General features: G+C 51.4%; 20 protein-coding genes. 6 read left to right on the top strand and 14 right to left on the bottom strand.

Translation table 11 applies throughout. The features are described 5' to 3' along the window. Nucleotides 1-136: 136 nt before the first annotated feature. Both HUF18_RS05290 and HUF18_RS05285 read left to right on the top strand, forming a co-directional pair. Nucleotides 137-991: an SIS domain-containing protein gene (locus HUF18_RS05290; protein WP_145467045.1), complete on the top strand. Its 855-nt coding sequence runs from the start codon at nucleotides 137-139 to the stop codon at nucleotides 989-991. A gap of 292 nt (nucleotides 992-1,283) precedes the next feature. Next, nucleotides 1,284-1,457, top strand: a complete 174-nt coding sequence (locus HUF18_RS05285; protein ID WP_225670593.1) for a PA3496 family putative envelope integrity protein — start codon at nucleotides 1,284-1,286, stop codon at nucleotides 1,455-1,457. Between the two features lie 47 nt (nucleotides 1,458-1,504). Here HUF18_RS05285 and HUF18_RS05280 read toward each other — a convergent pair whose 3' ends face one another. From HUF18_RS05280 to HUF18_RS05260, 5 genes are all read right to left on the bottom strand, one after another. Then, nucleotides 1,505-3,784 carry a hypothetical protein gene (locus HUF18_RS05280; RefSeq protein WP_225691402.1) on the bottom strand — a complete coding sequence of 760 codons (2,280 nt, stop codon included), beginning with the start codon at nucleotides 3,782-3,784 and terminating at the stop codon, nucleotides 1,505-1,507. Nucleotides 3,785-3,892: 108 nt separating this feature from the next. Beyond that, nucleotides 3,893-7,264 carry a carboxypeptidase-like regulatory domain-containing protein gene (locus tag HUF18_RS05275; RefSeq protein ID WP_225691401.1) on the bottom strand — a complete coding sequence of 1,124 codons (3,372 nt, stop codon included), beginning with the start codon at nucleotides 7,262-7,264 and terminating at the stop codon, nucleotides 3,893-3,895. A gap of 321 nt (nucleotides 7,265-7,585) precedes the next feature. Then, nucleotides 7,586-8,854 carry an ammonium transporter gene (locus HUF18_RS05270; RefSeq protein ID WP_145467053.1) on the bottom strand — a complete coding sequence of 423 codons (1,269 nt, stop codon included), beginning with the start codon at nucleotides 8,852-8,854 and terminating at the stop codon, nucleotides 7,586-7,588. Between the two features lie 45 nt (nucleotides 8,855-8,899). After that, nucleotides 8,900-9,238 (bottom strand): P-II family nitrogen regulator, encoded by a 339-nt coding sequence (gene glnK / locus HUF18_RS05265; RefSeq protein ID WP_145467055.1) that lies wholly within the window; start codon nucleotides 9,236-9,238, stop codon nucleotides 8,900-8,902. Nucleotides 9,239-9,316: 78 nt separating this feature from the next. Next, nucleotides 9,317-10,069, bottom strand: a complete 753-nt coding sequence (locus tag HUF18_RS05260) for a TorF family putative porin (RefSeq protein WP_225691400.1) — start codon at nucleotides 10,067-10,069, stop codon at nucleotides 9,317-9,319. Between the two features lie 396 nt (nucleotides 10,070-10,465). Between HUF18_RS05260 and HUF18_RS05255 the strand changes: the two genes are divergently transcribed. Continuing rightward, nucleotides 10,466-10,711, top strand: a complete 246-nt coding sequence (locus tag HUF18_RS05255) for an accessory factor UbiK family protein (RefSeq protein WP_225691399.1) — start codon at nucleotides 10,466-10,468, stop codon at nucleotides 10,709-10,711. A gap of 63 nt (nucleotides 10,712-10,774) precedes the next feature. Here HUF18_RS05255 and urtE read toward each other — a convergent pair whose 3' ends face one another. The 9 genes from urtE to HUF18_RS05210 form a co-directional block, all read right to left on the bottom strand. After that, on the bottom strand, nucleotides 10,775-11,473 hold the full coding sequence (gene urtE, locus HUF18_RS05250) for an urea ABC transporter ATP-binding subunit UrtE (protein ID WP_225691398.1): 699 nt from the start codon (nucleotides 11,471-11,473) through the stop codon (nucleotides 10,775-10,777). A gap of 22 nt (nucleotides 11,474-11,495) precedes the next feature. After that, nucleotides 11,496-12,275 (bottom strand): urea ABC transporter ATP-binding protein UrtD, encoded by a 780-nt coding sequence (gene urtD, locus HUF18_RS05245; protein ID WP_225691397.1) that lies wholly within the window; start codon nucleotides 12,273-12,275, stop codon nucleotides 11,496-11,498. Then, nucleotides 12,272-13,501 carry an urea ABC transporter permease subunit UrtC gene (gene urtC, locus HUF18_RS05240; RefSeq protein WP_225691396.1) on the bottom strand — a complete coding sequence of 410 codons (1,230 nt, stop codon included), beginning with the start codon at nucleotides 13,499-13,501 and terminating at the stop codon, nucleotides 12,272-12,274. Before urtC ends, urtD begins: the two co-directional genes overlap by 4 nt. An 11-nt stretch (nucleotides 13,502-13,512) precedes the next feature. After that, nucleotides 13,513-15,150 (bottom strand): urea ABC transporter permease subunit UrtB, encoded by a 1,638-nt coding sequence (gene urtB, locus HUF18_RS05235; RefSeq protein WP_225691395.1) that lies wholly within the window; start codon nucleotides 15,148-15,150, stop codon nucleotides 13,513-13,515. A 77-nt stretch (nucleotides 15,151-15,227) separates the two neighbouring features. Next, complete coding sequence (gene urtA / locus HUF18_RS05230; RefSeq protein WP_225691493.1) at nucleotides 15,228-16,484, bottom strand: urea ABC transporter substrate-binding protein; 1,257 nt, start codon at nucleotides 16,482-16,484, stop codon at nucleotides 15,228-15,230. Between the two features lie 297 nt (nucleotides 16,485-16,781). Further along, nucleotides 16,782-17,498 carry a GntR family transcriptional regulator gene (locus tag HUF18_RS05225; protein ID WP_225691394.1) on the bottom strand — a complete coding sequence of 239 codons (717 nt, stop codon included), beginning with the start codon at nucleotides 17,496-17,498 and terminating at the stop codon, nucleotides 16,782-16,784. A 2-nt stretch (nucleotides 17,499-17,500) separates the two neighbouring features. Next, nucleotides 17,501-19,363, bottom strand: coding sequence for an allophanate hydrolase (atzF, locus tag HUF18_RS05220; protein ID WP_225691393.1), 1,863 nt, complete (start codon nucleotides 19,361-19,363; stop codon nucleotides 17,501-17,503). A 236-nt stretch (nucleotides 19,364-19,599) separates the two neighbouring features. Then, nucleotides 19,600-20,127, bottom strand: a complete 528-nt coding sequence (locus HUF18_RS05215) for a DUF1569 domain-containing protein (RefSeq protein ID WP_225691392.1) — start codon at nucleotides 20,125-20,127, stop codon at nucleotides 19,600-19,602. Nucleotides 20,128-20,164: 37 nt separating this feature from the next. Next, complete coding sequence (locus HUF18_RS05210; RefSeq protein ID WP_225691391.1) at nucleotides 20,165-22,120, bottom strand: putative bifunctional diguanylate cyclase/phosphodiesterase; 1,956 nt, start codon at nucleotides 22,118-22,120, stop codon at nucleotides 20,165-20,167. Nucleotides 22,121-22,228: 108 nt separating this feature from the next. Between HUF18_RS05210 and HUF18_RS05205 the strand changes: the two genes are divergently transcribed. The 3 genes from HUF18_RS05205 (at nucleotide 22,229) to HUF18_RS05195 (ending at nucleotide 26,252) form a co-directional block, all read left to right on the top strand. Further along, nucleotides 22,229-23,926 (top strand): GGDEF domain-containing protein, encoded by a 1,698-nt coding sequence (locus tag HUF18_RS05205; protein WP_225691390.1) that lies wholly within the window; start codon nucleotides 22,229-22,231, stop codon nucleotides 23,924-23,926. 126 nt (nucleotides 23,927-24,052) lie between these two features. Then, on the top strand, nucleotides 24,053-25,276 hold the full coding sequence (locus HUF18_RS05200) for an acyl-CoA dehydrogenase family protein (protein WP_225691389.1): 1,224 nt from the start codon (nucleotides 24,053-24,055) through the stop codon (nucleotides 25,274-25,276). Between the two features lie 139 nt (nucleotides 25,277-25,415). Next, nucleotides 25,416-26,252, top strand: coding sequence for an SDR family oxidoreductase (locus tag HUF18_RS05195; RefSeq protein WP_145467077.1), 837 nt, complete (start codon nucleotides 25,416-25,418; stop codon nucleotides 26,250-26,252). The last annotated feature ends 1 nt before the right edge of the window (nucleotide 26,253 follow it).

Genomic DNA, 26,253 nt, shown 5'->3' with positions numbered 1-26,253 from the left:
GTACCCTGCTGCATTCGCCCCTGGTATAACGCCACCACTGCGGCCAGATTCTGTCTGCGGCCAGTATTCCATAGGCTTCACTGCAAAAAGCCCTTTATAATTCCCTGCTTACCAGCCGACACCAGGAAATCCTGTTGTGAGAAACAGCCCGATTCTGGCCGAAATCGCCGCCGCCATCCCCAGCCTGCGCAAGTCTGAGGTAAAGGTTGCCGAGTACGTGCTGCGTGCCCCGCAACAGGTGATGCATATGCGCATCGTCGATCTGGCGCAGGAAGCACAGGTCAGCGAACCGACCATCGTGCGTTTCTGCCGTGGTATTGGCTGCAACGGCTTTCAGGAGTTTAAGGTTCGTATCGCGCAGGAAATGGCGATCACCAATAATATCGGCCAGTTCGCCATCATCGAAGACGACAGTATCGAAGATATCTGCGACAAGATTGCCGACACCACCATTCAGCGTCTGCATCAGGTGAAGACGCAGCTGCAAAGCACTCAGGTGGCCGCCGCGGCCAATGCCATCAGTAATGCCCGACGGGTAGAGTTTTACGGTTTTGGCGCTTCCGGGGCGGTAGCCATTGATGCCCAGCACAAGTTCTTCCGCCTGCAGGTGGCCACGGCTGCCTACAGTGATCCGCATATGCAGTCGATGTCGGCAGTTACGCTGAGCGAACAGGATGTGGTGGTGGCGATTTCCCAGAGTGGCCGCACCAAAGATCTGCTGCACTCGGTACAGCTGGCCCAGCAACACGGCGCTATGGTGGTCAGTCTGGCGCCCGCCAACACCGCTCTGAGTGCGGCCGCCGATCTGCCAATCAATATCAATATTGAAGAAGACACCGAACAATTCACACCAATGACCTCGCGCATCGCCCATCTGATGGTGATCGATATGCTGGCCGTTGCCGTAACCCAGCGCCGTGGACCCGAGTTTGCGGCACACCTAAATGCAATTAAGCGCAGTATCAAGTCTTTACGGCTAGAATCTGACTAACCAGTCAGGTTCCAGATTTTACGGTCAGACATTTTACGACACAACCTCAAAATGCCGATGACTTTTTGCTCAGTACACTTCCTTTCGAATATCCCTCAATAAACAGCTGCGGATGCTATGCCACTATTTCTGCGGGCTGAGCGCCATAGGGGGTACTTTTGTACCGCCTGAGTGCCACTGAACAGTATTTGGCCTGAACAGCGTTTACTGTCATTCTTTTGCAACCAATAAAAAGAAAAATCACAGCAGGATTTACTGTGATCAACCAGAGGGAAAGATAATGGAAGCAGCAATGAAATTCGAAGCCCACGAAGAAGTTGTCTCCTTTGATCAGGAAGGCAAAGTCGTTGTTAATAAAGACTCCCAGATGTCAAAGAAACTGATGGCACGCCGTGCTATTGAAGCCCACCTGGAACGTAAGCGACTGGAACGCGATCTGGAAGATTTCTACGCCGAAGAAATCTGACTAAACAAAATCCAATAAAAAAGCCCGCATTCAGCGGGCTTTTTTATTTACTTATTCCTGCGACGTCGCAGACCGAGTAATGCCAATCCGGCAATCCACAACAACGAGGTATGACCGCCGTTAGAAATGAATTTCTCTGCAAACTCCCCGTTATCCGACTTCACAACAGGCCATGGTGTCATTTCTTCCTCATAACCGGAAACACTGTTATCTCCAAAGCCTTCAATGATAAACATCTGTCGGGTACGGCTCGGGTTGCTGCCGGTATCCCAGTCAGCTGTACCGGAGAAAAGTAATGCATTGCCGTTATCTGCAAGAGTCAGATCTTCAACGTTACGGCTTTCATTGACTTCACTTACCTGATAACCGCGCTCACGCTTCAGATCATAAACATAAGCTTCCTGATTATTTGAATTATTGCTCAATCCGCGGTCATCGAGGCTGGCGGAGGAAACAAAAGCTATCCGGGAAGCATCACCCGACAACGAAGGTAATACAGAATCAAACAACGCGGAGTCTGTAATCTGCTTTTCAACTTCGCCACGGAATGAAGCCACGAAAATATTGTAGCGATTATTCGTATCCAGAAGGCTGGCATTACTGCTGAAAGCTATTTTCTCACCATCTGCAGAGATTGTTACCTGCTTCGAATCACGGGCAGTGGCAATGGTAATCTGACGCTGAATGCCATTATCAATCGTGCCTGTAAATACCTGATATCTGTTCGTTGCATTCGCACCCAGCGGATTACCGTTAGCCGAAACAACAAAGCGCTCACCGTTATAATCAAGATCAACACTATCAATGCCATTGATATTGAAGTCGGTTAACTGGATCAGCTTTTCCCGCCCGCGGTGATAAGCGAATACTTCTTTACTGCCATCGGTGTTGCTTCCCAGCGGATTAATGCTGCTGACAAAAGCGATAACCTGGCCATCATAATTAATGCTTAAACGGCCCGCTGTCGTGTCTGCAATAACATTATAAGGGGCCCTGCTCAGGGTTCCGGAGTCGACATCATAAATGTACAGCTCGTCGGTTACGCCTGTATTAGGAAATGTAGGATCAAGGCTGCTGTTACACAGCATTGCAACCGTACTGGCATCTCCCGAAATAACCACGTTATTACAATTTCTGCCTGCCGGATTAACCGTCAGTTGCTGGTAACTGTCGAGGGCCCGGTTATACAGGAAAGCATCATAAACCAGGTTTGATTTACCGGTACTGGCAAGATCTCTTTTGGAAAGTAGCGCAGCACTCTGCCCATCTGAGCTGAGAGATGGCGTACGGGAAATATCAGAACTGGAAGGTGTAATCTGCTCCAGCTTGTAGGTGTTCAGGCGAACCTCGATCGTGAATGCAGGGAAGGCATTATCAGGACTGGAAACACTGATGATCACATCATAGAAACCTTCTGCGCTCGGACTCGAGGTCAGTTCAAGTGGCAATACGATCGTTGCCCCGGCATTAATTGAGAGATAACCCGGACCAGAAACCGATACTGCTTTGTTTACACTGTGATAGCTGAACTGCATATCCTGATCCGTAGGCATAAAGCTCTTCAGATCAATATTCATTGTCCGCTGACTTCCGGGGGCAATCAATTCCACCGGTTTACCACCGTTATAGCTAAAACCGATTTCAGCCTGCTCATAACGAACAGCATAAGGCAGTGTTATACCAGGAACAGCATTCTGACTACTACCACCCACACCATAGTATAGCGATGTACCTACCGTGGAGCTGCTGGAAATCCCCGCAGAATAATTGCCATTGTCACCGTAAAGCTCCTGATAGTGAACTTCAGCAACCTCTTTGCCTTCATACAATTTGTACTGGAAAGTGTTGCGACCACTGTTACCAAAGGCAGGAACATTTTTAAATTGGATAATTAATACACGCTCTGGAGCTGTACCACTGAGCAAATAATGAACCGTACCGCCACTACCTGGATTAAGATCCTCCCACCAGGCCGCTATACCGGCACCAAGCCGCGAAAAAGCATTATTTCCCGGTATCTGATGGCCAGAACAGCAACCCTGATTAGAACTTGTGAAAGAGATAAATCCATTAGAGCTTACATAAAGCTGCGTGTAGTCGACATCATAGAATTTATAACTAAAGCCTATATTGATGAGCGTGCTCTGATCATCTCCCAGAGAGAGTGTGCCACTATCAGGATTCGCACTGATATCGGCAAATTCATAAGTAACTTCTTCCTCAGCAGAATCGATATAACGATAACCACCGGCATCAGTTCCACTCTGGTAAGCAGAAACATTTGCCAGCGACATGCTTAAGAAAAAACCCAGCACAATCCGTTTCATGAAAACCCAGTCCTTTATCGAAGATAGGCAAAGTTATTTTGAATACACCGGTATTCAAAATAATTCTGCATTAAAAGATGGGAGGGACCGGAGTCCCTCCCAATTTGCTTACTGTACGGTCAGTACAGGAACAGCAACGGCATCAACACTATCCCACAAGCTTGGGACTGCAGCGCTGAAACCTAAGGTCTCAGTGGTAGCAAAAGTATTAGCAGACATAGCGACAGTAACGGTCAGAGTTTTGCCATTGTTAGACAGCGTTCCGTTAGTTGCAGTACCATTATCCACAGTTGCAGCACCGGTATAGGTCATGATGGTCAACACATCAGCAGCATTCAGAGTAGTCTGGTTAGTACCGAAGGCATTACCCAGCATAGCGTCCAGATCAATTGCGTGACTGAAGGTATACACCAGCGTGATGGTATTGACACCATTCGCAATCGCAGTTGCTACTGGCTGTGCAGTGATCTGCATCGCACCCAGGTTATCGAAAGCAGCGAAGGTCGGCGCCGTCAGGTTGGCAGCGTCATTAGCCCAGGTATTACCGAAGTCATCCTGTACATTGACGAAGCTCAGAGCGCCGTGGAAACCAACAGTTGCACCAGCAAGGCTGACTTCCTGCTCGTCATACTGAGCAAGGTCAAAGAGAGCTGCACGGTTAAGAGGCAGCATGTCATCAGCATTATCCGTGGTGAACGGAATGGTCAGCGTGGTACGAGAGGCTGCAGCCGAAGCATTATGAGCTGCAATAGTGTCTTCATCCAGGAAGATGTTTACACCATCCAGCGTCACAACCGGAATGGCAGTGTCGGTGCTGACTTTAACTGGTTCGTTAAAGGTCAGAGTCAATGCATTACCGGTATAAACCGCACGGGTCATTACTGGTGGCAGAGCATCATTAATCACGACTTTAGCATTTGCAGCTGCGGTTGAGACATTACCGGCGTTATCGGTGATGCGATCACTGAAATCGATCACTGTAGCGGTCTGACCATCGGTATTACCCAAAGTAAAAATATTGTTAACACTGAATGCTACAAGGTCGGCATTCACAACATCAGTATCAGAAGCGATAGTGATATCGTTCATGATCGTCCAGTTACTCAGTGCCGCTGTTACTGTGCTGGCTGGTACGCTCGCCGCATCAGGCTTAGTCAGATCACCTGCAACAGGAGCGACCCACGCCAAATCTTCGGTAAAGGCAACTGCGATGGTACGGCTCAGATCAGTGCTCCAGGCTGCATAAGCGGTCGCATCGTAGATTCCCAGTGCAGGGTCAATGTAGAAGTCACCGGTTGTGGTGTTTGTCACATTGGACTCGTACAGATCATCCAGAGACTCCGTAGGATCGGCATAGTTATCCTGGTCAGCCAGCATACCGGCGTTGATGTTCAGCAGCGGAGCACCGATCAATGACTGGGCATCAGGGTTCGCCAGCTCACCACCGTTACCATACTGCTCACCGAATACAGTCGAGCTGGAAGTCAGGTCCTGCTCAAGGTAAGAGTCTTGCAGGCCGGTGGTTACCGGAACATTATCTGCCAGTGTAATAGACGTTGTTGAACCTTCATTGCCGAACTCATCCATTGACTGGATATACAGCACATCACCTGGCTGAACTGCAGAAATCAGGAACGCAATATCTGTTGCAACGAAATCGGCATAATCGCTGTTGTCATTAGGTTCGATGATACCGTAATTGGTATTTGCCAGCGCCGGATTTGGTGGGACGAAATTACTTCCAGTATTAGTCGTTTTTGCATCCGGGCTGCTGGTCTCATCAATAACAATATTGGTCGCAACAGGGGTTGGGCCGGAAGTACGCTGAATCCAGTAGCGGTAAGTAGAAGCATTGCTTGGAGTAAAGCTAACACGAGCCACATCAACTAAGAAGTTACTGTTCAGGCCCAGGTTGGAAGTATCCGGAGTACCATCTTCATTTAACTGAATGACGGATGATGCATCAACGATACCCGCTTTATCCAGTGCAACCACCAGTTTACCCAGACGTTCTTTGGTATCAATACCGGAAGCTAAGTCATCGTCATCAGCACTGTTCAGCTGCTGAATACCGTTCAGAGCCTGCGCCATGTTAACATCGGCGAATGCAGAGCTGGCGTTATCCAGATCATTAGCCAGACGTAATGGGCTGTCATCGGTGGTCAGCTGGGTCAGATTGGTAACAACTGCCGCATTGGTATTCAGCTCACGATAAACTTTAACCTGAAGTTTAATGTAATCATCATTACCATTAACATCTGCATAGTCGTACAGAATATCGTCAGCGGCAACGCTGCTGTCTTCAGCCAGCAGGTTAGACGCCATATCGCGGAAATCGACTTTCAGCAGGTAAATATCGAGACGATTACCAGCAACAAAATTGCTGTCTGCAGTCAGAGTCATTGAGCGCGCATCGGCCGCAACCGCAGTGGTTACGTTCAGGTAAGCGCCAGCATCCAGATCACGTACGATGACTGAGTTTGCATCAATCATCGCAGCCTGCAGCTGCTCACTGAAGTGCACAGTCAGAACATTCGTGGTGTCGTCATGCAGTTTTGCACGAGCAGCATTGGTGGCCACTTCTGCAATCGAAGTAACGAATGGGCGCTTCTCATCGGCATTGGCAATCATTTCGACGTATACGTTACCAACGTGGATTTCTTCAACCTCATCGTCCGTGGTCACACCTTGTCCGCCGAAGTTATTAGCATCAACATCTGTAACAGCATAACCACCAACAATAAAGTTCAGGTCGGAGTCATTAGGTACGCCGGTGATGGAGAAAGCACCATTGGCATCGGTAGTTGCCGGATAAGACAGGCTGGTGTACGAGATAGCACTACCGCTACCATTTGTATGCGGACTGCCATTAACGTCCTGCAGCTCAAGGTTAATGCTTTTATTAGGAATGGCTTCTCCGGTTTTATTATCGCGCAGAACACCAGTTACGGTCGCTCCGGCGGAACCGACAGCCGGAAGAACCGCATCACCAGCAACCGCTGTAAAGCCATCAATAAAGTAGTTGGTTGAACCCGTGTTGGTTTCGTCAGTGGTACCCTGATCGCTGCGGCCATCGTCAATAACAGCTGTCGGCTCAACAGTCACAATCGCACCGAGGAAGCCGGCTGGCGGAACAATGGTCAGGCGGATATCACCACCAACATAGTCGCCTTTACCGGTAACAGTCAGGTTGCTGACCGGAACGTTACGCAGCTCATAGTTACCGCCGGGGCCTGTTATGACCGCACGACCACCCACATAGATCTTAGCCCCTTTAACAGGATTACCATTGGTGTCGACTACAGTACCCATTACGGTACCGACTGGAGTCTGAACGTGCTCGGAGTTATTACCAACTTCAGCAGTTGTTACGGATTTGGCTTCATCACCCTCAAACAAACAGCCTGTCATCAGCGTTGTAGAGGAGACAAGAGCAATAGCAGCAGCCAGCTTGGCTTTTTTAAAAATCGAATGTTCCATCGGTTCCTTCCTAAGCAGAGAGTAAGCCATGGGGTATGGCGAATCAGAATGAAATCAGGGAAGGACGCTGGAGTACGCAGATGCGCAGATTCCATTGCGCAGCAAAAGAGACCATCCCTGTTCTCAGGAACGGGCATTCTTGCAAAGGGCTGTCACAATTACGACATACCAAATGCCAAATACAGCACTTTAGCATTAGCGTGTGTCACAGAATGTCTGATGTAGTTCACACTCTGTTTTCGTCCGGGTTTATTGCTCCAACAAAAAAGCCGGTCAGTTTCCTGACCGGCTTTTTTATTTCAGCTCTTGCTGAGTGACCAATTATTTATTGGTGAACTCAGGGTAAGCTTCCATACCGCACTCAGACAGATCAACGCCTTCGTACTCTTCTTCTTCAGTCACACGCAGACCCATGATGACTTTCAGCAGCATCCAGGTGATGAAAGAAGCCGCGAATACCCATACAAAGATCGTTGCCGCACCCATCAGCTGACCGCCGAAGGTAGTGCCGTCTGCAGTTACCGGTACAACCAGCAGACCGTACAGACCAACTACACCGTGTACAGAGATCGCACCAACCGGGTCGTCGATTTTCATTTTATCCAGAGTCAGGATAGACAGTACCACGATCAGACCACCCACCAGACCAATAATGGTCGCAGCGAAAGGGGTTGGAGTATCAGGGCTTGCAGTGATAGCAACCAGACCAGCCAGAGCACCGTTCAGAGCCATAGTCAGGTCCGCTTTGCGGAACAGGATGTAAGCCAGAACCAGAGCACCGATCAGACCACCAGCAGCGGCAGCGTTGGTGTTCATGAACACAACAGCTACTGCGTGTGCATTACCAATGTCGCCCAGTTTCAGTACAGAGCCACCGTTAAAGCCAAACCAGCCCATCCACAGGATGAAAGTACCCAGGGTAGCCAGTGGCAGGTTAGCGCCAGGGATCGCACGGATTTCACCGTTAGGACCGTACTTGCCTTTACGGGCACCCAGCAGGATCACACCAGCCAGTGCTGCAGCAGCACCTGCCATGTGTACGATGCCGGAACCTGCGAAGTCTTTGAAACCAAAGTCATCGCCCAGGCTGAACATGCCGAACACAGAAGCACCGCCCCAGGTCCAGGCACCTTCCATTGGGTAGATAACCGCAGTCATAACTACCGCAAACGCCAGGAAAGCCCACAGCTTCATACGCTCAGCAACAGCACCGGATACGATGGACATTGCAGTCGCTACGAACACAACCTGGAAGAAGAAGTCTGAAGCGCCGGAGTAGATAGAACCACCCTGGAAACCATCTTCACGTGCCGCGAAATCAGCCAGTACTGCAGCAGAATCCACTTCAGTGATACCAGACAGGAAGTAACCGCCGCCGTACATAATCTGATAACCACACACCAGATACATGGTGCAGGCAATCGCAAACAGAGCGACGTTTTTAGTCAGAATTTCAGTGGTATTTTTAGAGCGGACCAGACCCGCTTCCAGCATGGCGAAACCTGCCGCCATCCACATTACTAACGCACCGCATACCAGAAAATAAAAGGTATCCAACGCGTACTGGAGTTCGAAAATATTATTTTCCATTCTAAGCCCCCCGCATAAGGCTCTGATTCATTTAATGAGGAAGGATCAGATCGCGTCTGCGCCGGTTTCACCGGTACGGATACGAATGACTTGTTCCAGGTTGGTAACGAAGATTTTTCCGTCGCCAATCTTGCCGGTGTTCGCCGCTTTGGTGATGGCTTCGATGACTTTTTCAGTCAGGTCGTCAGCTACCGCTACGTCAATTTTTACCTTAGGCAGAAAATCCACCACGTATTCAGCACCACGATACAGTTCAGTGTGACCTTTCTGACGGCCGAAACCTTTTACTTCGGTCACTGTGATGCCCTGAACGCCAATCTCTGACAGCGCTTCACGCACATCGTCGAGTTTGAATGGCTTAACCACAGCTGTAATGAGTTTCATAGAAAACCCCTTTGTTAAACGCTACGAGTTTAGGTTTTATTAATGGCCCATGCGGGGGCACGGGCCATTGTATGCTTTTTACATAGAGATAGGCAGGCTGTAAGAAACAACCACTTTCAGATCTTCATCGATACCGGCTTCGCCTTTGTCCAGATCAGCGCTCTGATCGATTACTTTGGACAGAGTGAAAGCGATGTTGTCGTTAAAGGCATAACCTACATCCAGGTGGGTGTAGTCACTGTCATCGCCGTCATCGGCTTTACCCAGAGTCACAGAATAAGCATCCATCTCGTAACCCAGAGTCATGTAGCTGGAGTTATCGTCGCTTTCAGCACCAACTGGCTTGTAGTAAGCGAAAGAAGCGCCTTTGTAGCCCAGGCTGACAATGAAGTCAGAAGCATCAAACGTATTACCACGGCCAGCGGCTGTTACAGCGTAAGCACTTTCAACCTTGTCATTAGTTTCCGGGTCATCGCCCGCAACATAAGAGGTTTCTGCAACGCTTGGGTAAACATAAGTCCACAGGCTTACGTCGTAGCTGAAATCACCGATTTCAGCGCCGTAACCGATAAACAGGTCATATTCCTGACCCAGAACAGCATCACCACTGGAAGCCCATACACCAGCGTAAGCACCGGATGCACTAACAGTCAGATCACCAGATACAGCAGGAACACCGCTTGAGCCACTCAGATCCTGACCGCGCCACAGGTACATGTTGGCAACAGAAGCCGATGCAGAAACTTCAACTTCAGCCTGCGCAGTAGAAACAGCGGCCAGACCTGCAGTCATCACACCAGCCAGAGCGATTGCTTGAGACAGTTTTTTCATGGTTCTTTTCCTTCATCAGTTATTCAAAGCTTTTATTAAGTAAACCGGTGAGCGCACCGTTTTCTTTCTGTACTTACCTTGTACATGTCTTATAGCAGCGGCTGTGCCAACTTTTAAAAAATGCGGTTTTTCAGGGAGTTAGCAACAACCATCCGCTAAAAAGCCCTCATAGCAGTTCAACGGCGGTGCATCGGGCTGTTTTTCAGCCCCTTTTGGTGCACCTGCAAATCAGCATAGGCACTAAATTGATGCACAAGCAGGTCAGGGGAAATAAAACGGGGCAAAGGCCCGGATTGACATAAAGCAAAAGCATGGCGGCATCGCAGGTCACGCCCGCTACTGGGGCCATATTGCCTGGCGTGGTAAACTCCCGCCGGTATATAAGGAAGCCCTATGATGAACAGCGAACAAATCCGTAACCGTGTCGAACAACTGTTGCAACAAAGCCCACTGGCCGGTCTGTCAGCCGATGTACGCTTAATGCTGCAAAGCCAGTTACAGAGCCTGCTGAGCAGCGCCAATCTGATCAGCCGTGAAGAATTTGAAGTACAGGCGGAAGCGCTGCGCCGCACCCAGGCGAAACTGGCGGAGCTGGAAAGCAAACTCAGCCAGCTGGAACAGCAGCAGAATCAGACGCAGTAATAGCAGCGCATAAAAAAGCCGGAGCATGCTCCGGCTTTTTCTATTAGTGCATCTGCATCCGCGCTAAATCGCCAGCAGCTCTTTCGCCTGCTGCGAGCTGGCTAACTCGCTGCCAGCGCCGGATGCCACCACCCGCCCCCGCTCCAGAATAATAAATTCATCCGCCAGTTCGGCGGCAAAATCAAGATACTGCTCAACCAGCACAATGGCCATTTCGCCGCGATCACGCAGCAGCTTAATCACACTGCCGATGTCTTTAATAATGGAGGGCTGAATCCCTTCGGTCGGTTCATCCAGAATCAGCAGTTTGGGTTTCAGCAATAACGCCCGGGCAATCGCCAGTTGTTGCTGCTGTCCGCCGGATAAATCACCGCCACGGCGTTTCAGCATTTGCTGCAGCACCGGAAACAGCGAATAGATTTCCGGGTCGATACGGCGCTGACTTTTCGGCAGCGCTGAAAATGCCGTCTGCAGATTTTCTTCCACCGTCAGCTGAGAAAAAATATCCCGGCCCTGTGGGACATAGGCAATGCCCTGACGTGCACGATCAAAGGGAGCGATGCCGTTCAGCGACGTACCCTGCCACTGAATATCCCCTTTACCGGCACTCAGGTGGCCCGACAGCGCTTTCATTAACGTGGTTTTACCCACACCGTTGCGCCCCAGCACACAGGTGACCTTACCGACAGCGGCACTCATGCAGACGTTATACAGCGCCTGACTCGCGCCATAAGAAACATCCAGTTGGTTTACATTTAACATCCCATCATCCTCCGTAACCGGATCAGCGTCCCAGATAGACTTCGATCACCTGTGGGTTAGTTTTCACCGTTGCCAGCGAACCTTCCGCCAGCACATGACCTTCGTGCAGCACAGTGACCTTGCAATCCAGCGCTTCGATAAAATCCATATCGTGCTCCACCACCATTAATGAATGTTTCTGCGCCAGGCGCTTAAACAGTTCGGCGGTCTTCATGGTTTCTTCATCGGTCATACCGGCGGCCGGTTCATCGATCAGCAACAGCTGTGGCTCCTGTCCGAGCAGCATGCCGATTTCCAGCCACTGCTTCTGACCATGGGATAAATTACCGGCCAGTTCATCGCGTTTATCCGCCAGATCGATCATGGCCAGAATCTCATCCAGCTTCTGTGCTTTTTCGGCGGTCAGTTTATGCAACAACGCCTGCCAGATACTGCGTCCGCCTTTCAGCGACATTTCCAGATTCTCAAATACCGTCAGGCTTTCGATCACACTGGGCTTCTGGAATTTACGGCCGACGCCGAGGTTGGCGACATCCGCTTCATCAAAGCGGGTCAGGTCGTGCTGACTGTTGGCATTATCGGTAAAGATAATGGTGCCGGTATCAGGGCGGGTTTTTCCGGTAATCACATCCATCATGGTGGTTTTACCGGCGCCGTTCGGCCCGATAATGGCGCGCATTTCACCCGGAGCGATGACCATGGATAACGAATTCAGCGCTTTAAAACCATCGAAGCTGACGCTGACACCATCCATATACAGCACCGCCGGGTTATCAATATGCTTTGGCGTTTGCAGGCTCATACTTTTTCTCCCTGCACAAAGTTCAGTTTATCCTGCTGCTCAGGTGCAGCCTTGCTTTGCGTTTCAGTATTCAACGCCGGCGGATTGTCTTCGGCCTCTGCCTGATGTTTTTTCTGCTGATATTTTTCTTTCAGCTGTGCCCATAAACCCACCACGCCTTTCGGCAGATACAGAGTGGTCAGCACAAACAAGCCACCCAGCATAAACAGCCAGAGTTCAGCAAAGGCACCGGTAAAATAGGTCTTGGCATAATTCACCAGCATGGCACCAATAACCGCACCAAACAGTGTGCCGCGGCCACCCACCGCCACCCAGATAATAATTTCAATGGAATTAATCGGCGCGAATTCGCCCGGATTAATAATGCCGACCTGAGGTACGTATAAGGCTCCGGCCACACCGGCCAGCATCGACGACACCACAAAGACAAACAGCTTGTAATGCTCAACCCGGTAACCGAGGAAGCGAGCACGGGATTCCGAATCACGGATAGCCACCAGCACCCGGCCGAGTTTTGAGGTGACAATAAAGCGGCTGATTAAATAACCCAGTATTAAAGCCAGCACCGAGGCCACAAAGAGCACTGCACGGGTATTATCCGACTGCAGGCTGTAACCGAGAATATCTTTAAAGTCGGTTAACCCATTATTGCCACCAAAGCCCATATCGTTGCGGAAAAAGGCCAGTAACAAGGCATAAGTCAGCGCCTGGGTAATAATCGACAGATACACCCCGGTTACCCGCGAACGGAATGCCAGCGCGCCGAATACAAAAGCAAGAATGCCCGGCGCCAGCAGCACCATCAGCATGGCAAACCAGAACTGATCAAAACCAAGCCAGTACCATGGCAGCTCCGTCCAGTTAAGGAACACCATAAAGTCAGGCAGTTCCGGATTACCGTACACACCGCGGTCGCCAATCTGACGCATCAGATACATGCCCATCGCATAACCACCCAGCGCAAAAAATGCACCGTGGCCCAGACTTAAAATACCGCAGTAGCCCCAGATTAAATCCACCGCAATCGCCAGCAGGGCATAACACAGGTATTTGCCCAGCAATGTCATGGTGTAAGTCGATACGTGGAAGAATGATCCTTCCGGTAATAACAGATTACTGAGCGGAATAAACACCGCCATCAGCACCAGTATCAGCAGTAATTTTCGTCCTGCGGCATCGTTCATCAGCAAACGGGTTAAAGGGCCGAATTGTTTTGTCTGTGTCATATCCCTGCCCCTTAACCGTTATCCACAGCACGGCCTTTGAGCGCGAATAATCCGCGTGGCCGTTTCTGGATAAACAGAATGATAAATACCAGCACCATAATTTTTGCCAGAACTGCACCGGCTAATGGTTCGAAGATTTTATTGGCCACACCCAGCGTCATAGCGCCGACCAGCGTGCCCCATAAATTGCCGACACCACCAAAGACCACAACCATAAAGGAATCGATAATATACGCCTGCCCCAGATTCGGGCCGACGTTGGTCAGCTGTGATAAGGCCACGCCGGCAATCCCGGCAATACCGGAACCCAGACCAAAGGTCAGCGCATCGACCCAGCCGGTTTTAATCCCCATTGAGCTGGCCATCGGCCGGTTCATGGTGACCGCACGCATCTGCAGACCAAACAAGGTGCGCTTTAATACCAGTGCCAATACCGCCAGCACCATCAGGCTGAAAATAATGATGTACAGACGGTTCCAGGTCAGCTCCAGCGCCGGGTTAATCATAAAAGTACCGGCCATCCAGTCTGGCGTGGCCACTTCACGGTTTAACGGACTGAAAATCGAACGCACAGCCTGCTGCAGAATCAGACTGATACCAAAGGTCGCCAATAAGGTTTCCAGCGGACGGCCATATAAATGGCGGATCACGCTGCGTTCAATCAGCACGCCAACTAACCCACTGACCAGAAATGCCGCAGGCACGGCCACGACCAGCGATAAGCCGATATGCTCCGGCATCAGCAACTGCACCACATAGGTGGTATAGGCACCGAGCATAATCATTTCGCCGTGGGCCATATTAATAACGCCCATCACGCCGAACGTGATGGCCAGACCAATAGCTGCCAGCAGCAAGACCGCGCCCAGCGCCAGACCAAAATACAGATTCTCGATATAGCCATTAATGCTGACCAGTTTTTCGATATCGGTCAGCGTGGTTTGCGCCAGCTGGTATTCATTTTTACGTGACAGTTTTTCTTCATCACTGAAACTGCGGATAAATTCACTCAGTCCGGCACGCACTTCCGGATACAGTGCACCATCCAATGCGGTAAGCCCCTCAATCCGCTCTTCAGTCTGATCGGCTTTCAGTTGCATCAGCGCGCGTACCTGGTGCAGAACCTCAGCCACAGAATTGTCAGTTTCCCGCTGCAGTGCCTGATCAATAAATGCCCGGTCGATATCATCACTGCTTTTCAGCAGATTCTGTGCAGCCGCCATGCGCTGTGATTTATGCTTCGATGAAATCTGTGCGCGGGAAATCAGGCTGCGTAATGCAACCCGCAATGAATTATTAACACCAATTTTTTTAATATCGCGCTTACCCAGCCCGGTGACGGCTTGCAGGGTAAAGGCGTCCTGCGCACTGTCCGGCTCACCGGAACTGTCGACCAGTAACAATTGCCCGTTGCTTTTAACGTAATACAGGCGGCTGTCGAGTAATGCCTGCAAAATAACAATGGCCTGATCATCTTCAGCCAGCGCAATCTGCTCGGCCAGCGCCGCTTTTTCTTTATAGTTTGCACTGATTAATTGCTGACTGAGTTCTGCCAGAGAAGGCTGAGTATCAGCATTGTTTGCCAGTAGATTATGGCTGGCCGAAAGTAATAAGACGGCGAAAAAAACACGTCTGAATAATGTGAACATGGGAACATCCTGTTGGAAAGGGACTGCACGCCTGCGCAGCGTTATATCAACGCCGGCAAACGTGCAGCGGGTCGGGCTTACTCGGCCGCTACGGCGCCACCACAGGTTTTGGTTGCTGTGTTGTAGTTGCCGCAGTTGATTGGTGCAGTCCAGTCAGAAATCAGGTTTTTGCTTTCAGGCAGGAAGTCAGTCCAGGCGTCACCCGGTACCACACCTTCAGTCTGCCAGACGATATCAAACTGGCCATCTTCCTGAATTTCGCCAATCAGTACCGGCTTGGACAGGTGGTGATTTTTATTCATCACCGCCATACCACCGGTCAGGTTAGGAACAGAAATACCGATCATGGCATCCTGTACTTTGCTGACGTCAGCAGTACCGGCTTTTTCCACCGCTTTGGTCCACATATTGAAACCGATATAGGTTGCTTCCATCGGATCGTTGGTTACGCGTTTATCGTCTTTGGTAAAGCTGTGCCATTGTTTGATAAAGGCATCGTTCTCTTTACCATCAGCGCTCATAAAGTAGTTCCAGGCGGCCAGGTGACCAACCAGAGGCTTGGTATCGAAACCAGACAGTTCTTCTTCACCTACCGAGAAGGCAACCACCGGAATGTCTTCCGCGCTTACACCCTGGTTCGCCAGTTCTTTATAGAAAGGAACGTTGGCATCACCATTAATGGTGGAAACCACTGCGGTTTTAACACCGGCGCTGCCGAATTTTTTAATGTCAGAAACAATGGTCTGCCAGTCAGAATGACCGAACGGTGTGTAATTAATCATGATGTCTTTAGCAGCAACACCTTTCGACTTCAGATAGCTTTCCAGAATTTTATTGGTGGTACGTGGATAAACGTAGTCGGTCCCGGCCAGAACCCAGCGCTTAACGCCAACGTCATTCATCAGATAATCAACGGCCGGAATAGCCTGCTGGTTAGGCGCCGCACCGGTATAGAAAACATTTTTTGAAGACTCTTCACCTTCATACTGAACCGGATAAAACAGCAGACCGTTCAGCTCTTCTACAACTGGTAAAACAGACTTACGGGAAACGGAAGTCCAGCAGCCGAAAATCACATCGACCTTATCTTTCTCCAGCAGCTCACGGGTTTTTTCCGCAAATAAAGGCCAGTTAGAAGCAGGGTCGACTACTACAGCTTCCAGTTGCTTGCCCAGCAGACCGCCTTTTTTATTCTGCTCTTCCACCATCATCAGCACGGTATCTTTCAGCGTGGTTTCGGAAATCGCCATGGTGCCGGACAATGAATGCAGCACACCGACCTTAATGGTATCGGCGGCATTGGCAAGACTGATACCAGCAGCCAGAGTGGTCATCGCCAGAACTTTGGTCGCTTTTGACAGCGTGTTTAATCCCAGTTTTTTCATCTTGAGTCCGTCCTTAATGTACTTTGATTTTATCCGGAGTCCGATTACTGCTGATCAGCTCCATTTATGAGTTAGCATTCCCTGTAGAGCAAAGCCTGTACCAACTTATAACCAATTGTTTTTTAAGAGTTTTCAGCCAGCAAGGTGCCATATACAGGAATAAACCCGCATTACCGAAAATTCACGCACCGTTATTGCTCAGCTGCTTTTAAATATTCACCGCATTGGTGCAGGCCAGATAAATCATTAATCTGCTCTGATATTAATGTTGTAGCGGCTCTTCGCTGCCTGAATGCGGTGCAGAGTAATATGGCGCACGGTATTTTTACTGACATCGATATGCTGGCTGAGAAAACCGGCCGCTTCTTCTGCGTTGCCATTCAGCATTAAATTCAGAATATGAGAGTGCTCATCATAGGTCGCTTTAATACGCCCCTGCTGGGTGAAATCCAGCCGGCGGATAATGCGCAGACGTTCACACACCATACGGTGAATCGCCGCCATTTCCTGATTGCCGCTGAGCTCCAGCAGAGCAAAATGAAAGTCTTCATCCATCTCTGCCAGCAGCGAACTGTCGTTCAGCCGCTGGCCTTCATGGCAGCACCAAAGCGTCAGCAAACCGGCCAGCTGCTCTTTAAGACCGGCGCGCCCACATAGACGTTTTACCGCAGCCACTTCGAGCAGGGTGCGAACGTCGTATAAGTCTTCAAAATAACGGAAATCAAAGGGCCGGACCTGCCAGCCACTGCGGAAATGCACCTGCACAAACCCATCGCGCTCCAGCCGGTACAGTGCTTCACGTACCGGAGTACGACTGGCCTGCATACGCCTGGCAATTTCGTTCTCACTGAAGCGATCACCGGGCAGCAACTGGAAATCGAAGATATCGTTTTTCAGTTGCTGATAAATCCGCTCGGCCAGATTCAGCGGGCGCTTTTTTTCTTCAGTATCCGTTGGATACATGCTTAATTTCCGCTCTGGGATTTCAGATGAGCGATATACGCACGCCAGCCACCGAACCCGCTGATATGGGTTGCGCTGGCCACCGCTTCCGGTTCACAGATAAAGCCTTTTACCAGGCGGCCATCGGCTAACTCCAGCGTGCCGATTCCCAGGGGCTGTGGAATTTCCGCAACAAAACTGCCGAAAGCGGCAACGTCCATTCGCCACAATTCGACAATGATTTCATGCCCTGTTTCAGAGCCACTATTCAGTAATGCATCATTAATGCGCACCAGGCCTGGCTTTGGCGGCACTGTATTGGCCAGGGCATAAAGCTGGTATTTTTTGGCACTCAGCGTTTGCTCCAGCAATATTGCATCACGGCTGGTCAGCTGATGATTCAGCGGCATACCGGTTAAATGGGCGCCGACCACCGCCACCACCACCGATTCGTCATCGCGTGCGCCAAGTAATACCGGCGCCTGTGGTAAACGCAGCGCCGCCTGCCAGTGCGCAGCAAAAGTCAGTAATGCATTTTCACTGAAGGCTGGTGCAATAACCGTGATGCCGAAAGGCAGCCCATCGCTGCGTAAATTGGCCGGTAAAGCAATCGCACATAAATCGGCAAGATTAACAAAATTGGTATAAGTACCCAGTTGGCTGTTGACCTTAACCGGCTCGGCTTCGACCTCTGCAAGAGTTGGAAAGCAGGGTGCGGTAGGAACAAGCAGTGCATCGAAGCTCTGAAATAACTGCTGAATTTCCCGCAGCAGTTCCATACGCCGGTACTCGGCATTAAAGGCCTGAACCGCTGTTCCGCTGTTACCACCGGCAATAATACTTTTCACCACCGGATTAATGCCGGGTAAATCCTGCCGGATAAATTCACCCACAGCGGCATAACGCTCAGCCACCCAGGGGCCCTGATAGAGCAGCGCAGCCAGTTCAGATAACGGCGAAAAATCGGTGGTGATTAATTCAAAGCCAAGACTTTCAGCTTTTGCCAAAGCCGCTGTGAATGCAGCCTGCTGTACGTCATCACCAAACCATGGCATATCGGCTGGTACCGCCAGCCGGCGGATGGTTTTTAATGGCGGGTTGCCCACTGGGCGGGAATACGCATCCTGCGCATCAAATTGCGCGGCCAATGCAAAAATGCGCTCGACATCGAGGGTGTTTAACGCAAAAACAGAAACACAATCCAGGCTGCGGCATGCCGGTACAACACCCTGAGTACTGAGCGCCCCCTTACTGGCTTTCAACCCGACAATATGATTAAAGCCTGCCGGAATACGACCAGAGCCCGCCGTGTCGGTACCCAATGAAAAAGGCACATAACCGCGCGCAACCGCAACCGCAGAACCTGAGCTGGAACCACCACTGATATAGTTTTCATTAAATGGATTAGCCACCGCGCCATAGGGCGAACGGCTGCCCACCAGCCCGGTGGCAAACTGATCGAGATTGGTTTTGCCCAATACAATGGCACCGGCATTACGCAGTAAACGCACCACGGTGGCATCCGCCGGAGGCTCATAAGCAAACTCCGGACAGGCTGCGGTTGTCGCAAAACAGGCAACGTCGATATTGTCTTTTACCGCAAAAGGAACGCCGTATAACGGCAGCGCCTGCATATCGCCATCGGCGGCATCCAGTAATTGCTGCAACTGAATTAACTGCGCACCCAGTTGCTGCTCGCTGGCCAGTTCAATCCAGACGCTGCCTTCTTTCAGCACGCCGTTGCAGCTTTCCTGCTGATGCACTTCTGTCCGTAATGCATTCAGCAATTCACTAGCATTAGCGCCGTTACGATAGACCTGATTCCAGTCACCAAGACTCCAGCCCAGTAATGATTTTCCCGATTTTTCTGATGTGATGTCGCTCATAGCACTGCCAGTGTGTTCAACCTTGTATACAAGCTACAGAGCGACAGTCGTGCCAGTTTTTACTATGTCAGCGTAATGTGAGCCAAAACCACGGTATTGGCGGGCTTGCTGTAACCAGCCACTGAAAAAATCAGGAATAACGCAGAAAATATGCGCGCGGTTTAAGCGCAAAAAAGAAAATATCGTGCATCAGAACGGGGCATATTATTAAGCCCCGTACATTCTGGTGAAGAAAATCAGGCGGGAAATATCTGCTGCAGGTGATTGCGGATATGCAGTTCATGCGCAGCCGCATAGGCTGTTTTATCCAGTTCACCATACGCAAAATGGGGCGCCAGCTCTGCGCTGTAAGCCATAAAATCCTGCAGAGCCACCAGCAACCTCTGCAATGCCAGCTCCTGTTCCAGCGCCGGATCGGCTGCCACCATACCCGGCAGACCTTCGGTCAGATTGTGACGCATGGAACCCGCGGCACGGAATACCGCCAGCGCCGCACTGCCGGCGGTGTGTTTAAACAGGGAAGAATAATGCTGAGGATAGCCATCCATTGAACCGCGGATACTTTGTGCGCAGTGCTGAAAAACCTCACTCACCGACCAGGCCGTACCACTGCGTAAACGCTGACCATTAAGTGCCTGCAATTCCTGCAGTAACCCTGACAGATCATATTCCTTACTCCGGGCAACAGCACTAACGCCTGCGGCACCACCTGCCAGAACCAGAGGAACAGCAACTGCTGTTTTAAGCAAAGTACGTCGTTTCACACAGACTCCCGCTGATTATTGAAAGGCTTTGAGTCTGTCACAATTCCGATGAATGCGGTAACTCCTGATGGCTGTTATGAGCATTCAGCCATTCTATTAATTCATGCTCGGGCAGTGCCTGCGACCAGAAATAGCCCTGAGCTTCATCACACCCCAGTTGTTTTAACAGGTTCAGCGTTGCTTCGTCTTCCACCCCTTCGGCAACCGACTGCAACCCCAGACTGGCGGCCATCTGAATAATGGCACGCACCAGAGGCTCATCCCGTTGTGAGACATTCAGAGCTGTAATAAAGGATTTATCAATTTTCAGCCGCGAGGCATTAAAGCGGCGCAGGTAACCCAGGTTGGAGTAACCGGTGCCAAAATCATCGATGGCAAAAGACACTCCCATACTATGAATCGTACTTAGCTGACGGCTGATATCATCGCCTTCACCGATTAACATCGATTCGGTTAACTCCAGCTCCAGCGCCGACGATGGCAAGCCGGACTGCTGCAATACTTGCTGTACATTGCGCTCCAGTGAGCCATCACGGAATTGCACATAAGATAAATTAACCGCAACTCCCACCCCGTAATGTCCCTCCCGGCGCCAGCGCGTACAGGCCGCGCAGGCTTCCTGTAATACCCAGTGGCCGATATCGGCAATAACACCACTGCTCTCGGCCAGCGGAATAAATTCATCCGGTGTAATGTAAGAACCATCCGCCTGTGGCCAGCGGATCAACGCCTCAACACCACAGACCCGGCCATTGCTGATATCAATTTTGGGCTGATAAAACAGGCGGAATTGTTTGTCTTTTAATGCCTGACGGATTTGCGTCATCAGATTGAATTTATCGATATTGGCGCGGCCCATATCATCGTTGTATATGCGGAAAACATTGCGCCCTTCATGCTTGGCCTGATACATCGCCAGATCCGCATACTTACACAGGGTATTGAATTCCGTGCCGTGTTCCGGAGCCAGAGCAACCCCAACCGATCCGGAGATTTCGATCTGGGTTTGCATAATAAAAAAGGGAGTGGTTGCTGCTGCAGTCATACTTTGCGCCAGCCGGGTCAGCTGATCCTCATCACCATCCAGTGCCGCCATCAGCAGAAATTCATCACCGCCAAAACGGCACAGCACATCATCGGGACGACTGAGTGCCTGCAAACGTCCGGCGAGCTGCTGCAGCAGTAAATCGCCGGCGGCATGCCCAAGTGAATCATTCACCGGCTTAAAACTATCCAGATCCAGAAAAAGCACCGCCAGTGGATGCTCGTCACGCAAACATTGCTGATATAACCGGGTATAAGATTCTTCAGCAAAGCGGCGGTTAGATAAACCGGTCAGCTGATCCTGGCTGGCCAGCCGGGCAATGGTCTTCTGGCTGTTCCGTACCCGCTGATTTTCCTCCCTGAGTCCATCCATCAGACGGCGCTGATCACGTAATAACAGGTAAGCGCTGAAACCGGTAATAAGCAGGATCACATCGGTAAAAATCAGATGTTTGAATTCGACTTCCGGCAGAAAAGGATGAAAGTAACCAGTAATCGTCAGCCCGGCCATCAGCGAGCAATAACTGACAATAAAAAACAATAACCCCGAAAACAGCCGCACATTGCCCAGAATGGCGGCGAAGATCAGCACGCCGGGATAACCCAGCACCGCCATATCGCGCACGCCTCCGGAGTGCCAGGCCAGCACCGACAGCATAGCCGTCAGTGCCCAAAGAAGAATATTGGCGGCAATACCAGGCTGCTGCTGATGAGCAAACCAACCGGCCAACACCAACACGGCACAGCCAGCCAGTACTGTCAGCTGCGTATGCCCTGTAGCCACAAATGCCGCCAGCAGCAGCCCCATCAGCGTCAGACTGGTGATCTGCAACAAACGCTTTGAGCGCAGAACACTGGCATCATGGCCCAGCAGCGGGACCTTGTTCTGATCCGGAGAAATAGCGGCATCCCCATAATGTTGTCTGTCTATCACTTTAGCCGCTGGCATGGGTTACGCTGTTTCCGTCTGCCGGAAATTTGTAACCAGTTATATCCTTAACCGCACGATGTGGCCGTAAACGCCTATCCTTTATGCATTAATGAATCAGGATATAACATGAATCTTCGCCCCCGTTTTTTGCTGCTGACCACCGTTCTGATCGCGCTGAGCGGTGCAGGCCTGTGGCTGCTCACCCAGCAGATTGCTTTGGGGATTATGCAGGAATGGGCGCTGCGCCACTTTGAAACCCAGGTAAAACTGGAGAAAACCCGCACCCTGCAGCCAATCATCCGCGAAGTTACCCTTGCCCGGCAGTTTGCCGATTCCCAGATATTACGTGCCTGGGCCCGCCAGCCTGACGACGCACAGTTAAAAGCCCAGGCTCTGGCAGAAATGGAGACCTTCCGTCATAACTTTGCCGACCAGAGCTATTTTGTCGCTCTGCGCGAATCCGGCGATTATTACCATAACAATGCCGCCAACGAGTTTGCCGGGGCCGAATACCGCTACACCCTGCGCGCCGATAATCCCAACGACCGCTGGTTTTACAGCATCATCGGGCAAAACCGCGATATTCACCTGAATGTGAATCCGGATATTCCGCTGGGCGTCACCAAGCTGTGGATCGATGTATTGCTGCGCGATGGTGAACACGTGCTGGGCGTGGTCGGTACTGGTCTCGACCTCACCACCTTTATCGAGCAGGTTGTGAGCCAGACCGAGCCCGGTATCAGTAATCTGTTTTTTGACCATGAAGGCGCGATACAGGTATCCCGTGACCCCAGCCAGATTGATTTTGCCAGCATCACCAAACAGGCAAGCGACAAGAAAACCATCCAGCAGCTGCTGAGTGATCCGCGGGAACGCGCGCAGCTGCAGGCATTACTGCCGCAGGTTATGCACAACCCCGGACAGGTCGGCAGCATGTATCTCACCATAGAACAGCAGCGTTATCTGGCCGGAGTGATCTACCTGCCCGAGATCGACTGGTATGAAATCACCCTGCTCGATCTCAATACCCTGCTGCCACTCAGCACCTTTAACAGCATATTTATTGCCGCCGGCCTGAGCCTGCTGCTGGCGCTGCTGCTGTTTCATATCGCTCTTAACCGTTACGTCCTTAAGCCACTTTCCCTGCTCGAAGATGCCATCGGCCAGCTGCGCTCCGGGCAGCACACCGTGCCGCTGCTGCCACGCCACCGCGCCGGTGAAGTCGGCCGGCTGCTGCGTCATTTTCAGGAAATGGCAGCCAGTACTCTGCTGGCGCGCAGTGAACTGGAGCAGAAAGTCCGGGAAAGAACCGAAGCGCTGGAGCGCCTGACCCAGACCGATACCCTTACCGGCCTGCTTAACCGTCGTGGCATGACCCAGCAACTCAGCCTTGAATACCAGCGCCTGCAACGGGAAGGAGAACCCTTTGGCCTGATCTGGCTGGATCTCGATCACTTCAAAAGCATTAATGATCGTTACGGTCATGCCTGTGGTGACCAAGCGCTGATGACCACCGCCAGTATCATTACCGATCTGCTGCGCCCTTACGATCATGCTGCACGCTGGGGGGGCGATGAATTCCTGATCCTGATCCGCACCGATGACCAGCAACTGCTTGATCAGCTGGGAGAGCGGCTGTGCCAGGCTGTTGCCGCACAGCAGGAGGTACTCGACGACCAGCAGCAGCCCATCGCCCTGACCCTCAGCGCCGGCAGTTATCTGGCACGTAATCACAACAGCCTGGAAAGCATCCTTTCAGCTGCCGATCAGGCGCTGTATCAGGCCAAACAGAATGGCCGTAACCATCATCGCAGCGCGACATAACAGGGCATTTCGCCTGGCTAATACATAAGCGCCATAAATACCAAGCAATTCAGATTATTCAGTTCATACATATCAAAAGCCTCCGTAGACTGGCTGTATTAACCATCCACTCTACGGAGCATTCCTATGGATTTTGAACATTCAGCCAAAGCACAGGACTACATCAAACGCGTTAAAGCTTTCATAAAAAATGAAATCGAACCGGTTGAAGAAGATTACCTGCGCGAGCTGCACAGCCTGGAAAACAAGTGGGTGGTGCTGCCCATCATCGAAGAACTGAAAGCCAAAGCCCGCGCCGCTGGCCTGTGGAATATGTTCCTGCCGGACGAACACTATGGTGCCGGCCTGAGCACTCAGGAATACGCCGCTGTGGCCGAGCTGACCGGCCGTTCTTTTATCGCTCCGGAAATTTTTAACTGCAACGCGCCCGACACCGGCAATATGGAAGTGCTGGAAAAATACGGTACACCGGAACAGCAGGAGCAATGGCTGAAGCCGCTGCTGGCCGGTGAAATCCGTTCCGCTTTCTGTATGACCGAGCCAGGGGTCGCCTCCTCTGACGCCACCAATATGGAAGCCACGGCCACCGTCGAAGGTGACGAAGTTGTGCTTAACGGCCGCAAATGGTGGAGCACAGGTATTGGCCACCCAAACTGCAAAGTCGGTATTTTTATGGGCCTGACCAATCCCGATGCACCGCGTCACCAGCAGCATTCTATGGTGCTGTTCCCATTCGATGCGCCGGGCGTAAAAATCGAGCGTATGCTGCCGGTATTCGGCTTCTACGATGAGCCCTACGGCCACGGCGAAGTCAGCTTCGATAACGTGCGCGTGCCACTGAGCAATATGATTGCCGGCCCCGGTCGTGGTTTCGAAATTGCCCAGGGTCGCCTTGGACCTGGCCGTATCCACCACTGCATGCGTCTGATCGGCATGGCGGAAAAAGCGCTGGAACTGATGTGTATCCGCGCCGCCAGCCGTACCGCTTTCCACAAACCACTGATGAACCTGGGTGGTAACCGCGACATCATCGCCAACGCCCGAATGAACATCGAGCAGGCCCGTCTGCTGGTCATGAAAGCCGCCTGGATGATCGACAAAGTCGGTGCCATGGGGGCGATGAGTGAAATCTCTCAGATCAAAGTGATCGCTCCGAATATGGCGCAGCAGATCATCGATGCGGCCATGCAGATGCATGGTGGTGGCGGTCTGTCTGAAGATCTGCCGCTGGCTGGCCTGTATACCGCCGCCCGCGCCCTGCGTCTGGCCGATGGTCCGGACGAAGTGCACCGCGGTCTGATCGCCAAGATCGAAATGATGAAATACAAAAAATATATGAAAGAAGCCTGAGGCGTTGCCGGAGTGCCGGTAAGCAGCCGGCACTCCCAGACTTATGTCACAAACGCCCCTTAACAGGCCATTAAGCACACAACACAATCAGAATCATTCCAGCGGCGTCTTCAGCCGCTGTTGCATTTGAGGATACGGGATGAAAAAGGTACTGATCACCGGCGCCGCCAGCGGACTGGGCCGGGCACTGGCTCTGCGGTTTGCTAAAACAGGCGCAGACATCTGCATCGCAGATATCAATATGGGCGGTGCAGCCGAAACCCTGAACATGGTCGAACAGGCCGGCGGTAAAGGCTGGATCTACGAACTGAACGTCACCGTCCCGGAACAGTGGGCCCTGCTCGAACAGGAAGTGAAAAAACGCTGGGGCGGTATCGACGTTGTGATTAACAACGCAGGGGTAGCCACCGGTGACCGTATCGAAGCCGGTGAATGGGCCTGGTGGGATTGGGTGATCGACATAAACCTGAAAGGCGTCGCCCTTGGTTGCCGTACCTTCACGCCAATGATGAAAGAACAGGGCAGCGGTTATTTTATTAACGTTGCCTCACTGGCCGGCCTGATGAAAGCGCCGTCGATGGCCTCTTACAACGCCACCAAAGCGGCCGTGGTTGCCATCTCCGAAACCATGCATTTCGAGCTTAAGCCTTACGGCATCGGCACCACCGCCCTGTGTCCGGGCTTCTTCCGCACCAACCTCAATCACGGCATGAAAACCTCCGACCCGGATATGCTGAAGTTTGTCGATAAAGTGTTCGCCGCTTCCGCACTGGATGCCGAAGACATTGCCGACGCGGCTTACCAGGCGATGGTGAAAAAGCAGATGATCTGCAATCCGCATCCGGTTGGCCGTCGCGCCTATTTCATCAAGCAATACCTGCCATTCCTCTACCGTCGCGAGATGGACAAAATGGCGCTGGGCCTGAAGAAGCGCGAAGATCAGCGCAAAGCCTTTAAAGAGGGAAAGGACGCCTGAT

The sequence above is a fragment of the Thalassolituus sp. ST750PaO-4 genome, from assembly GCF_020320405.1.
Taxonomy (GTDB): Bacteria; Pseudomonadota; Gammaproteobacteria; order Pseudomonadales; family Oceanobacteraceae; genus Venatoribacter; species Venatoribacter alkanivorans.
The sequence above is the reverse complement of the archived record's forward strand: the minus strand, read 5'-3'. Positions and strand labels throughout refer to the sequence as shown.